This window comes from Sphingomonas panaciterrae (genome assembly GCF_036890205.1).
Classification (GTDB): Bacteria; Pseudomonadota; Alphaproteobacteria; order Sphingomonadales; family Sphingomonadaceae; genus Sphingomonas; species Sphingomonas panaciterrae.
Genome location: NZ_JAKNQR010000023.1, coordinates 1 through 12,367 on the forward strand (window position 1 = coordinate 1; position 12,367 = coordinate 12,367).

Annotated in this window: 9 protein-coding genes; 6 read left to right on the forward strand and 3 right to left on the reverse strand. The window is 60.2% G+C overall.

Annotation, left to right across the window (positions count from 1 at the left end; translation table 11 throughout):
* Positions 1-119: 119 nt before the first annotated feature.
* A complete protein-coding gene (locus L8F96_RS18260) occupies positions 120-323 on the forward strand; it encodes a hypothetical protein (protein WP_334656982.1) in 204 nt (67 codons plus the stop codon).
* On the opposite strand, the gene L8F96_RS18265 is transcribed toward L8F96_RS18260, so the two are convergent.
* Positions 311-667, reverse strand: a complete 357-nt coding sequence (locus L8F96_RS18265; RefSeq protein WP_334656983.1) for a hypothetical protein — start codon at positions 665-667, stop codon at positions 311-313. The genes L8F96_RS18260 and L8F96_RS18265 overlap by 13 nt on opposite strands.
* Positions 668-708: 41 nt before the next feature.
* A complete protein-coding gene (locus L8F96_RS18270) occupies positions 709-1,230 on the reverse strand; it encodes a hypothetical protein (RefSeq protein WP_334656984.1) in 522 nt (173 codons plus the stop codon).
* A 1,361-nt stretch (positions 1,231-2,591) separates the two neighbouring features.
* On the opposite strand from L8F96_RS18270, the gene L8F96_RS18275 reads away from it, so the two are divergent.
* From L8F96_RS18275 to L8F96_RS18295, 5 genes are all read left to right on the forward strand, one after another.
* Positions 2,592-5,330, forward strand: coding sequence for a class I SAM-dependent DNA methyltransferase (locus L8F96_RS18275; protein ID WP_417159009.1), 2,739 nt, complete (start codon positions 2,592-2,594; stop codon positions 5,328-5,330).
* Between the two features lie 2 nt (positions 5,331-5,332).
* A complete protein-coding gene (locus tag L8F96_RS18280) occupies positions 5,333-6,817 on the forward strand; it encodes an ATP-binding protein (protein ID WP_334656990.1) in 1,485 nt (494 codons plus the stop codon).
* Positions 6,818-7,038: 221 nt separating this feature from the next.
* On the forward strand, positions 7,039-9,105 hold the full coding sequence (locus tag L8F96_RS18285) for a DEAD/DEAH box helicase (RefSeq protein WP_334656986.1): 2,067 nt from the start codon (positions 7,039-7,041) through the stop codon (positions 9,103-9,105).
* Positions 9,098-10,294 (forward strand): GIY-YIG nuclease family protein, encoded by a 1,197-nt coding sequence (locus L8F96_RS18290; RefSeq protein WP_334656987.1) that lies wholly within the window; start codon positions 9,098-9,100, stop codon positions 10,292-10,294. The genes L8F96_RS18285 and L8F96_RS18290 overlap by 8 nt, the downstream gene beginning before the upstream one ends.
* A 175-nt stretch (positions 10,295-10,469) precedes the next feature.
* Positions 10,470-11,351, forward strand: coding sequence for a DNA N-6-adenine-methyltransferase (locus L8F96_RS18295; protein WP_334656988.1), 882 nt, complete (start codon positions 10,470-10,472; stop codon positions 11,349-11,351).
* Between the two features lies 1 nt (position 11,352).
* Here L8F96_RS18295 and L8F96_RS18300 read toward each other — a convergent pair whose 3' ends face one another.
* Positions 11,353-11,757, reverse strand: coding sequence for a hypothetical protein (locus tag L8F96_RS18300; protein WP_334656989.1), 405 nt, complete (start codon positions 11,755-11,757; stop codon positions 11,353-11,355).
* Between the last annotated feature and the right edge of the window lie 610 nt (positions 11,758-12,367).

Here is a 12,367-nt window from a genome sequence, read left to right on the forward strand (position 1 = left end):
GTCTCGGCGGGTGTGCCGGTAGCGGTTGCCCTATCGAGGCGGATGTCGGCAACCAGTTCATTTAGTTCGACAATATCCAGCACTGGAGCCATCTCACCTCCTCAAACGACGGAGATATCATGGCACGCACGCCCATCTTGAACGCGAACCGGATCGTCATCGGCTATATCGAGGAACAGGGTGGCGGGAAGCAGAAGGCGCTCGACCGCAACGCCATGCTGCTGGGTTATTATGACCCGAGCACCAACAGCACGCTCAATGCGAACCGCATGCTGGTCGGCAAGGGCAACCAGTTGGCGGCGCTCATCGCTCAGGCACGCTGACGATACGCGGCCAGTCTGCACAACGTCTGGTTGATTGGGTCGAGAGGCAAGCGGTTGATGATGGCGAGCCTGTCGTCCTGCCCCATGGGGAGCCAACGAGTGCAGGCGATAGGGTCGCCGACGATGACGACGTGGGCGGGTAGGCCGTGCTCACCGGCATACCAGCCCGGAAATACCGCCAAGAAGCCGAAGTCCGGGCACGCAGCTTCGAGATAGGCGGCATCTCCGATCTGCTCGACGCTCACCCCAACGCCGTTGAGGCCGAAGCTCGTGCGGTGCTCGTCGCCGGTTAGCATGAGGTCGATGAGGCCGGGGCAGTCAGTGAGCGGGATGGGCGTGAGCATGCTGGTATTTATGAGCGACCGCTCAGCGCAGGATGCTATCTCTACTTGCGACGACCAAACAGCCGTTCTCGCCATCGCTGACTGAGCGTTTGCCGGTCTGTTTGAAGCCCATGTTGCTTTTCCAGCCACGCTTGTAGGTGGGTCTTCTTCTTCGCCGCCATCTCGGCTTCTTGCTTACGAGCCTTGGCAAGATTCCGCTGCTCACGAGCAGCCTTTTCCTTCTGACGGGCCTCAGCAGCGGCGAGTTCCTCCTCAGGGCTGAGGCGGGACGGTTTGGCGACGGGGCTGTCCCGTTGAGCTTGTGCTTTCGCTTTGCGCCGCGCCAAGGCAGCGACTCGCTCAGCTTGAGCCTTGGCGATGTTAGCGGCCCTCTTCGCTGCCTTCCGCAGCGCCTTCTGCTCAGATCGAGCCTTCTCAGCCAACCGCTCAGCCGGAGTGGGCTTACGGGATTTCTTGGCCCGTCTGCTGCTTGCCCAGTCAGGCTCGACGAAATCATTCACCCGCTGAACGCGAGCGGGGTCAGGTTCGTAGTTGCCGCCTTTCGACCAATCGAGCTTCGCCATCATGCCCCCTCAGCACGGCAGCATTCAGCAGCACCGGTCCTCAATCAACTGCTTTGTGGATCGTTGAACGCGCAGGCAGCGACAGCTTAGGACGCATTGTTTACCGTCGTGCGTGAAGCACCTCTTCCCGGCGCGTCAAAGGCGCGTCAGGGATGATGATAAATATTGCGGGCAAGATGCTGCATTTGATATCTTGTAAATACATTAAGTGCTCAGAGGTTTGACTGTCGCGTGCTCGCCTCCACGCAAAAGAAGCTGAACGGTTTGCTACCGCCTCAGTGTATTGGGTGAGCATCCCGACCGCGCTCGTGGCGCTGCGGTTGCCGGTTCAGAGACCGTGCTGAAAAGAAGTCACGAGAAAGAGGAGAGCCATGTCTGACTGACAACTCTCCGGCGATCGGCATGTCAAGTCTTTGCGGCAGTCGTTCGCTGCTTCTTACAAGATAACCGTCGAGACCCGAGAGGGTCTGGAAAGGGCAGTAATGCAGGGTCACGGGCGACCACCTGCTAAGCTATAGACGCCAAAGCTGCCAGCAAGCCATCACGACTCACAGGATGATGCATTTTCCCCCTCCAAGGTAGCCGCGATAATCCGTTTTGGTATCGTTTTGTTTTTCGAGACCTATGTGTCTCTTCGAGCATCAGGTTATCTTGGAGGGGATTAAAGAACATCTGATCTACAGGATGATGCACGCATAGCTGGTATCTATATCTGCTTGTCAGCGATCTCTCATTCATGAGCGAGGAACGAGCGAATGAATGAATAGAGATCAGGAGAACGCGAAGCGTTCGACTCTCAGTCACTAAGTCGAACCATCGGCAGAGCCGTCAGGCGGACAGCCATGCTGATGGCAAAGGTAGCGTCACGACGCGGGTGTTCCGCACCGGGTATACGGGCGTCAACGGCACGTCACGACAGGTTCGTGGAGCCATCGGTTAGGCGATGGTGTGACAGCGGGTTACGCAGGTTCATCAGTCGCTTCAAGTCCGTGGCATCCTGCTCGCTGATGAAGTTGCGTGCGCGGCAACGGGCGAGCGTGTCACGGAGCGCGATGCTGAGCGACCCCAGCAAATGCGTCCGCCCTCCGGCCTCTCGTCCAGCGGCACCTTCGTGCGTGCGGCACCCGGCTTTATCGAGATGGTGATGAACTCGTCCGCCCACTCGGCCCCCAGAACAGTGAACGGGGCACCCTGAAGGGTTAGCGCCCGCTCGCTGGTCAGTGCCTCGACAATCCTCTCTCGCGTGATCCCCACGGGCGTCCCCCGATGCCTCGGTGAGAAGAGTGGCCGCCCGGGCAAGCGTTTGCAATGCGGATGCCTTGTTGCTGGCAGGCAATCATCCTCATCTCTATGGTGTCAGCATGAATCCTGTTGAGATCGACGACGCCGTTTCCACCCTTGCCCAACAGCCGTTCGAGGCGGGTGAGTTTCCGTTCGAGTTCCTCCGCGCATTCGGGAACCCGGAAACCACGATCAAGCGGTTGCGCTCTGGCTCCACCAACCAGTCGGACGTGCCCGGTGCCGTGCTCCAGCGGAGCAACATTCATATCGCAACGTGCCCGACTGGCGAGGTCGATGCGACACTGCGGGCGTTGCGGGCCAGCCCCAAGACGATGTCGGCCAAGGCGCGGTTCATTCTCGCCACCGATGGTGAGGCATTTCAAGCCGAGGACATGACCAGCGGCGAGACGGTCGCCTGCGCCTATCCTCAGTTCCCCGACCATTTTGGTTTCTTCCTGCCGCTCGCGGGCATCACCACCGTTCCGCAGGTCCGAGAAAGCTCGTTCGACATCAAGGCGACAGGGCGGCTCAACCGGCTCTACGTCCAGCTTCTCACCGATAATCCCGAATGGCGGACGGTCGAACGCCGCACCGACATGAACCACTTTATGGCGCGCCTGATCTTCTGCTTCTTCGCCGAGGACACCGACATATTCCGTAGCGAGGGGCTGTTCACGAGCACCGTGGAGGAAATGAGCGCGCGCGACGCCTCCGACCTGCATGTGATACTTAGCGAAGTGTTCCGGGCGATGGACACCAAGCCTCAAGACCGCGAGACCGCGAATGTCCCCCGTTATGCGAACCGATTCCCTTATGTGAACGGCCAGCTTTTCAGCGGCAGCACGGAGACGCCCCGGTTCAGCAAAATAGCACGGTCCTATCTGCTGCACATTGGCGGGCTGAACTGGCGGAAGATCAACCCGGACATCTTCGGCTCGATGATCCAAGCCGTCGCGGACGACGAGGAGCGCGGTGCGCTCGGAATGCACTACACCAGCGTTCCGAACATCCTGAAGGTGCTCAACCCGCTGTTCCTCGACGACCTGCGGGGCAAGTTGGACGAAGCGGGTGACAACGGGCGCAAGCTCCTGAACCTGCGCAATCGCATGGCGCGGATCAGGGTGTTCGACCCTGCCTGCGGCTCGGGCAACTTCCTCGTGATCGCTTACAAGGAGATGCGGGCGATTGAAGCGGAGGTAAACCGGCGACGCGGTGAGCCAGACCGCAGGTCGGACATCCCGCTCACCAACTTTCGCGGCATCGAGCTTCGCGACTTCCCGGCTGAGATCGCGCGCCTTGCGCTTATTATCGCTGAGTATCAGGCGGACGTGCTCTATCGTGGTCAGCAGGAGGCGCTGGCCGAGTTCCTGCCGCTGGACTCTCAGAACTGGATCACCTGCGGTAACGCGCTGCGACTCGACTGGCTTAGTATCTGCCCTCCAACGGGAACCAGCGTTAAGATGGTTGCCAACGACTTGTTTGAAACACCGCTTGACCAAGCCGAAATCGATTTTGAGAATACTGGCGGTGAGACCTATATCTGCGGAAACCCTCCATTTAAGGGAACCCGCAAGCAGGAAGAGGCTGAGAAGAGTGATCTTCGAGATATATTCAGCCCGCTAACATCAAAGTGGAAGAATGTAGATTACGTCGGGGCGTGGCTTGTTAAAGCAGCCTCCTATAATATTTACTGTGACGCCCCGTTCGCCTTTGTGACAACAAACAGCTTGTGCCAAGGGCAACAGGTAGCCATCACATGGAAAATACTGCTCGAACTCGGCTTTAACATAAGATTTGCACACACCTCGTTCAGGTGGTCAAACTTGGCGGCTAACAAGGCTGGCGTAACCGTTGTTGTGACAGGCGTGGATCGGTCTCCGGTTGGAGCGAGACACATATTCACAGACAACGTCGCGCGGCAGGTTGATTATATCAATCCTTACCTTACTCACCATGAGATCAAGGTGGTGCTTCCCGAAAGGCGGCCAACTCCTCCTCTTTCCGCTATGGACTACGGTGTCTACTACTCCAAGTCGGCAGGGCTTATCTTATCTCCGGAGGAGAAACTTAGCCTTGTGAAGGGTGGATTTCCAGAGAATCTACTGCGAAGGTTTTTGGGGTCGAGTGAGTATATAAATGGGAAGGAACGGTATTGCCTTTGGATTGGTGACAGCGATCTATCGGCATCGCTGCATTTTCGTGAGATTGAAGAGCGTATTGATAGCGTGAGGCGTGATCGAACTGAGACGCAGGATGCAGCCGTAAACAAGTTGGCATCTCGACCCCATCAGTTTCGTGAGCGAAAGGGTGATGACGCTCGGAAGATATTTGTTCCCATTGTCTCGTCGGAAAACCGTGAGTTCTTTCCAGCAGGGTTGGCCGACTCATCAGTTATACCCACAAATAAGGCATTTTATATATCGGACGGGCCGTTATGGGCCTTGTCAATAATCATATCCAAACTCCATCTTTCTTGGATTGACGCGGTCTGTGGACGGCTTCGGACCGATTATTCTTACTCGAACACGCTTGGCTGGAATACCTTTCCGCTCCCAGCAGGCGGGCTTAGTGAGAAGAATAGGAACGATCTATCACAGGCGGCTGCGGAGGTTTTGCTGACGCGAGAGCGGCACTTTCCTCTGACGCTCGCGGAGCTTTACGATCCCCGTGACATGCCCGACGATCTTCGACGCGCTCACGAAGCCAACGACGAGGTGCTCGAACGCATCTATATCGGTCGCCGCTTCCGCAACGACACGGAGCGACTGGAGAAGCTGTTCGATCTCTATACCAAGATGACTACCAAGAAGGCCGCGTGAGCATGGTCTCATCGTCCGTGGACACGCCCGAACGTGAGCAGGCGCGGCAGCACGCGCTCATCGATGATCTGCGCGCGCTTCCTGCCGAAACCGCATGGGTTGAGTTCAAGGAAAATAACACTGATCCAGAGTTGATCGGCAAGCTGATCTCGGCCCTGTCGAACGCGGCGCGGCTTGCGGACCAGCATTTCGCCTATGTGGTCTGGGGCGTCCGCGACGGGGATCACGCGGTCACCGGGACGACGTTCGAGCCGTCCGCCGCTAAACACAAGAATCAGCCGCTGGATTTTTGGTTGAGCAAGTGCCTTCAGCCCTCAGTAGCCTTCTGCTTCAAGAGCATGGACTATCAGGGCCATCGGCTCGTGCTGCTTGAAATCCCGGCAGCCGCAACCAGCCCCGTTGAGTTCGAGCGAACGGCCTACGTCCGCGTCGGGAGCGCGACGCCACGCCTGTCCGACCATCCTGAGCGCCAGAAGCTGCTCTGGTCCAAGCTCCAATCTTTCGCTTGGGAGACCGGTCTCGCGGCGCAGTTCTTGACCGGCGATGAGGTGCTCGCACGTCTCGACCACACCAGCTACTTCGACCTGACCGGCCAACCGCTCCCGGATAATCGGGCGGGCATCTTCGACAAGCTGCGAGCGGATCGGCTGATCGAGGCCGACGTCGGGGGCAAGTGGAACATCACCAATCTCGGCGCGATCCTGTTCGCCAAGAATCTGCACGACTTCTCGACCTCGCTCGCCCGCAAGGCCGTTCGGTTCGTCTCCTATGAAGGCAGCAACCGTGCCACCACGGTCACGCACCGGCGTGACGGGCAGAAGGGCTATGCGAACGGGTTTAAGGGTCTGACCGACTACATCCACACCCTGCTGCCCAACAACGAGCATATCGGCACGGCCTTTCGTGAGGAGCAGCCTCTCTACCCAGCCATCGCCATCCGCGAGTTGATCGCGAATGCTCTGATCCATCAGGATATGACAATCACCGGCGCGGCTCCTCTCATAGAGTTGTTCAAGGACCGGCTGGAGATTACCAATCCGGGGCAACCACTGGTCAAGCCGGATCGCTTCCTCGACTCGCCTCCTCGCTCCCGCAACGAGGCGCTGGCCTCCCTGATGCGGCGTATGCGCCTCTGCGAGGAGCAGGGCACCGGGATCGACAAGGTGCTGGCCTCAGCGGAACTCCACCAGCTTCCGCCACCTGACTTCCGCGAGGAGGACACCTCGGTGCGCGCCTCGCTGTTTGCCCCGCGCCGCTTCGCGGAGATGACGCAGGATGAGCGCGTTCGGGCATGCTACCAGCATGCGGCGCTGAAATATGTCAGCGGCGACCGGATGACGAATGCCAGCCTGCGCGAGCGGCTCGGGATCGCCGAAGGGAACGCCTCCCAAGCCTCGGCGGTGATCAAGCTGGCCCTAAAGGAGCGGCTGATCCGTCCCGGAGACCCGGAGCGCCCTCGTGCGGGGTATGTCCCCTACTGGGCATGAGCGCGAGATGTTTTCATTGGGTTTTGATCGGAAGGCGGGTGAGAGGCAGGAATAAAAGGGGAATATGGCCGAAAACCGTGGATAATCGGATGTGCGCGTTCCCGCTTTGGTCTTGATCGGGTTTTGATTATCGGCCTTCCAGAGCCGAGAGACGGCCTGTCCGAGCGAAGGCGCTCGGCAGGCCGGGTTGACACATATCAGGTGGAAAGCACGATAGCTCAATGACTTCAGCCGCTCCTATCCCAGCCGTCTCGTTCAAGACCGCCCGCACCGGCGCATCCGCCAAGGCGAACGAGCTTGGCATGCGCCCCATGCAGGAGCGGGCCTATGACCGGCGCGGCGAGCAGTATCTGCTGATCAAGTCGCCCCCGGCCTCGGGCAAGTCACGGGCGCTGATGTTCATCGCGCTCGACAAGCTGCGCAATCAGGGCATTCGACAGGCGATCATCGTCGTGCCTGAGAAGTCCATTGGAGGCAGTTTCGCGGACGAGGCGCTGTCCAAGTTCGGCTTCTGGGCCGACTGGGTGGTCAAGCCCCAGTGGAACCTGTGCAACACGCCGGGGCCGGATGAGGAGCGGGTCGATACGTCGAAGGTCCGTGCGGTCGGGCAGTTCCTTGCCAGCGACGACACCGTGCTGGTCTGCACCCATGCCACCTTCCGCTTCGCGGTCGAGCAGTTCGGGGTGGAGGCGTTCGACGGTCGACTTATCGCGGTGGACGAGTTCCACCACGTCTCCGCCAGCCCGGACAACCGGCTCGGTAGCCAGCTTGGCGAGTTCATCAAGCGCGATCAGGTTCACATCGTCGCCATGACCGGAAGTTACTTCCGAGGCGACGCCGCGCCGGTCCTCATGCCCGAGGATGAGGCGAAGTTCGAGACGGTCACCTACACCTATTACGAGCAGTTGAACGGCTACGAGCACCTCAAGGCGCTCAACATCGGCTACTTCTTCTACACGGGCCGCTACCTTGAAGCGATCGAGGCGGTGCTCGATCCGGCCCGCAAGACCATCGTCCATATCCCCTCGGTCAACTCGCGCGAGAGCACGAAGGACAAGATCAAGGAAGTCGAGGAGATCATGGAATATCTCGGGGAGTGGCTGGGTGCCGACCCCGACACCGGCTTCTACCGCGTGAAACTGCGCGACGGGCGGGTGATCAAGATCGCCGATCTGGTCGATGACTCCGACCATGCGAAGCGCGGCAAGGTGCTGGCGGCGCTCAAAGACCCGAAGCAGCGGGGCAACCGCGAGCATGTCGATATCATCATCGCGCTCGGTATGGCGAAGGAGGGATTCGACTGGATTTGGTGCGAGCACGCGCTGACGGTCGGCTATCGTTCCAGCCTGACGGAGATCATCCAGATCATCGGGCGCGCAACGCGCGACGCGCCGGGGAAAGAAACCGCATCTTTCACCAACCTGATCGCCGAACCGGATGCGTCCGAAGCCGCTGTTGTCGATGCGATCAACGACACGCTGAAGGCGATCGCCGCCAGCCTTCTCATGGAGCAGGTGCTCACCCCCCGGTTCAACTTCACGCCCAAGGACAACGGCAAGCTGGATGGCTTCGACTACGGTCCTGATGGCTACCAAGAAGGCAAGACCAACGTCGGGGTGAACGAGGAGCGCGGCCTCTATCACTTCGAGATCAATGGCCTCGTCGAGCCCAAGAGCGAGGAAGCCTCGCGCATCTGCCGGGAGGATTTGAACGAGGTCATCACCGCCTTCGTGCAGGACAAGACGGCGCTGGAACGTGGCCTCTTCGACGAAGAGGTGGTGCCGCAGGAACTGACGCAGGTGCGTATGGGCAAGATCGTGCGCGACCGCTATCCGGACCTGAGCGACGAAGATCAGGAAGCCGTGCGCCAGCACGCGGTCGCTGCCCTGAATCTCACCCAGAAGGCCAAGCAGTTGGCGGGCGAGGGCGGCAGCGGCGGAGAGGACCGGACTAACACCGCGCTGATCGACGGCGTGCGCAAGATCGCGATGGACGTGCGCGACCTCGACATTGACCTGATCGACAGCATCAACCCGTTCGAAGCGGCCTACTCGGTGCTCGCCAAGGCGATGAACGAGGCCGTGCTAAAGCAGGTGCATGCTGTCATTTCAGCGCGGCGCACGGCGCTCACGCCGGAGGAAGCAAAGGACTTGGCCGGAGGCGCAGTGCGGTTCAAGCGGGAGCGGGGTCGCCTACCATCCATCGACTCCGCCGATGCGTGGGAAAAGCGCCTCGCCGAGGGCGCTGCTGCCTTCGTGCGGTTCAAGGACGAGGGACGGTATGCCTGACCTCGACCTTGACGAGCTTCGCGCCGAACTCGACGAGTTCGCGCAGCCACAGCCGAAGCGCTCAGCCTACACGCCACTGGAAGAGCGGATCATCGCCGGGTTCGAAGACATCGTGCGCTTCCGTGAGGAGCACGGGCGAGCGCCCCAGCATGGTGAAGATCGCGACATCTTCGAGCGGCTCTACGCCGTCCGATTGGACCGGCTGCGGGCGCGGCTCGACAGTCATGCATTGCTGGCTGATCTCGACCGCTACGGGCTACTTGCTGTCCCTGACCAGCAGGCGCAACCCGAGCCGGAGGAACTCGATAGCGACGCCCTGTTGGCTGAGCTTGAGGGTATCGAGGCGACGGGCGACATAACCAAGCTCCGCCACGTCCCTTCGCGCGAGGAGCGCCGTGCCGCTGAGGAGATCGCAAATCGCCAACGGTGTGCCGACTTCGACCAGTTCCGGTCGCTGTTCGAGCAGGTCGAGCGCGATCTGGAGACGGGCGTGCGCGAAACTCGCCCCTTCGTCAGAGACTCGGGCTTCCTAAAGGCCGATATCACTACCGGGCAGTTCTTCATCCTCGGTGGACAAATCGCTTATGTCGCCAAGGTGGGCGACCCGATTCGAGCGCCCAACGGTGAGGCCGATGCTCGCCTACGGGTGATCTACTCGAATGCGACCGAGAGCGACATGCTGCTGCGCTCGCTTCAGCGGGCGCTCTACAAGGACGAGGCGGGGAGACGGATCACCGAACCATCAGCGGGACCGCTGTTCAAGAGTGAGGCCGACGACGACGATACCGAGAGCGGCACCATATACGTGCTGAGAAGCAACTCCACGCACCCGGTTGTGGCTGAACATCGCGAGGTGCTGCACAAGATCGGCGTGACAGGCGGCACCGTCGAGGCGCGGCTCGCAGGCGTGGAGAAGGATGCTACCTACCTGCTCGCCGGTGTAGAGGTTGTCTCCACCTACAAGCTGTTCAACATCAATCGGCGGCGGCTCGAAGCACTGATCCACAAGGTGTTCGCACCCGCGCAGATCGATCTCACGATCACGGATCGCTTTGGCAATCCGGTGAAGCCGCGCGAGTGGTTTCTCGTGCCCCTCGGCGTGATTGATGAGGCGGTGTCTCGCATTCGGGACGGGACCATCACCGAATGCAGCTATGATCCGATGCAGGGGCGGCTCGTCACGTTTTGAGTGGCCGCTGCTCTTGCAGCGCATGACTGCCGCGAGCTTTGCAACGATAGCGATCGTGCGTTTGCGATCCCTACTCGGCGCTGCGTCGATAGAAATGGGTAAGTTTGCGCGCCAGCGAACAAGGAGCAGAGTGACACGCATACCGTGATCAGCATAAGACCCCCGGATGGGTCATATGTTGATCGAGGATTTGCGTTCTGCACGCCGCTCAAAGGGGCTTTCGAGGCTTGAGTTAGCGGCTCGCGCCGGAGTCGATCCGCAGGTCGTAAAGAGGCTGGAAGCTGGAGTCGGCACGATGCCGACGCTGGTCGCGGTCATGAAGGCGTTGGACTACCACCTGTCCGGCGTGGCGCGAGGTGCTGATCTTCCGGCGCAACTACGGCAGCGGCGACGGACGCTACGCCTTTCACTCGAACAGGCAGCGGCGCGAGCAGGGATAGCGCGGGGCACGGTCAGCAATCTCGAACAGGGCGAGGGGTCCGTCCGAAGCGCATTGCGGCTTCTGGAAGCGCTCGCCCCCAAGGCTCGTCGCCGCGCGCCTGAACGCGCCCACTGGCTCTTCGACCCAAATGGCGGGCGCGATACCCGCTTCACGCCTCCCGAATTCATGGACGCAGTTTATGCAGCGTTCGGCGAGGTGGACCTCGACCCTTGTGGTCACGTCGAGAGTCCGGTCAGGGCGAAACGTCGCATTCTGATCGAGGAAGGAGGCGACGGGCTATCGGATGAATGGTCGGGCAGGCTGACCTTTATGAATCCGCCATTCTCGGCCATGTTGAAATGGCTGCGACGAGCGGAGGAGCAGTGGCGCTCGGGTCGAGTCCAGACGATTGTGAGCCTTGTTCCGGCGCGAACAGATTCCGCATGGTTTCACGACCATCTTCGCCTGCACGCCGACATCTACATGCTGCGCGGGCGAATACGCTTTTTGAGTAGCAAGGGGCGTGGAGATCAAACGCCTTTCTCGCTCATGGTCGTGATCTTCGGCGGTGAAGACGCAGCGAAGCAAAGGTTTGCCGAACTGATACCGGGCTTCTGGCTTCCTCGATCCGACTGACCTATTGTCGCGTATCGATGCCAATCCGCATGTCTGAAACGGCCTCCCTGATCTCTCTGTCGAGTTCATCGACATGCTCGACCGACTCGGGGATTGGGCTCATCATGTGGACCGCTTCCGGGTAGAAGGGAAAATAGCCCCACCCTGTGTTTTCCGACAGCCCGCTCTGTCGCCAGCGCGGATCGAGACCGGAGCAGGTCAGGATGAGCTTCCCGGCTGCAAGGTTGGATGCCAACCGCAAGAGAGCGGAACGTAGGGAGTGCTCATCCTCTCCCGTGAACTCGGTCTCGCTCGGAAGCGTCACGCGGACGTAGTAACCGGCAAATACGCGACTTCTTCCAGTCAGCACCAAACCACTTTCGTAGATAGCAGAAATATTCGCCCCTTCGCCGTTCAGCAGCGACACGTTTCCTGTTCCTCGTCCTTCATAATGTCTCCATCCCATGACCATCTCCTGATAACTTCATCTATTTAGGGGAGGGCGAGCGCGCACCACGCCCGCATTATTTGATTCCACCCGCCGTTCTGATCATCCTGCCCGAGTGTCCGCAGGAAACTCTCTAATAGTAGAAGGTTAAGTGCGGACATGTTGGCGATGGTGGTGCTGGTTCACCTGACCTCGACCTCATGAACTTGCCCGCAGTTGCTGGTTCGACGCTTGATGGTGCGGCCCTGTGCCGCGCCATCAAGGGGCGAGCGAGCGACAAGGGCCGGGGACGCGCGAGGCGCGGCACCGTTCGACATGAGCGATCATGCTGTTAGTCAGGCGTCGGCCTTGCCGGTCCCGCTCTGGCGGTCCCGTCCGCGCCCACCGCGAACAGTTTCACTGGCTCGACACCACGGGGTGCCGACCCAGATCGCTGTTCTCCATGGGGCACGATAAGTTCACCTCGACGAAGTGACGCTGCCTGCTCGACCGCTGCCAACCTGACGATTGGGCGACAGCCCCGACGAGAACGGCGTGCGGACGCTCGTCGCCTCGATAGGGCAACCGCTACCGGCACACCCGCCGAGAC

What these genes read in the sequence shown, in the direction of transcription:
- L8F96_RS18260 (WP_334656982.1), top strand. Translation starts at nt 120, where the DNA reads ATGGCACGCACGCCCATCTTGAACGCGAACCGGATCGTCATCGGCTAT.
- L8F96_RS18265 (WP_334656983.1), bottom strand. Translation starts at nt 667, where the DNA reads ATGCTCACGCCCATCCCGCTCACTGACTGCCCCGGCCTCATCGACCTC.
- L8F96_RS18270 (WP_334656984.1), bottom strand. Translation starts at nt 1,230, where the DNA reads ATGGCGAAGCTCGATTGGTCGAAAGGCGGCAACTACGAACCTGACCCC.
- L8F96_RS18275 (WP_417159009.1), top strand. Translation starts at nt 2,592, where the DNA reads ATGAATCCTGTTGAGATCGACGACGCCGTTTCCACCCTTGCCCAACAG.
- L8F96_RS18280 (WP_334656990.1), top strand. Translation starts at nt 5,333, where the DNA reads ATGGTCTCATCGTCCGTGGACACGCCCGAACGTGAGCAGGCGCGGCAG.
- L8F96_RS18285 (WP_334656986.1), top strand. Translation starts at nt 7,039, where the DNA reads ATGACTTCAGCCGCTCCTATCCCAGCCGTCTCGTTCAAGACCGCCCGC.
- L8F96_RS18290 (WP_334656987.1), top strand. Translation starts at nt 9,098, where the DNA reads ATGCCTGACCTCGACCTTGACGAGCTTCGCGCCGAACTCGACGAGTTC.
- L8F96_RS18295 (WP_334656988.1), top strand. Translation starts at nt 10,470, where the DNA reads ATGTTGATCGAGGATTTGCGTTCTGCACGCCGCTCAAAGGGGCTTTCG.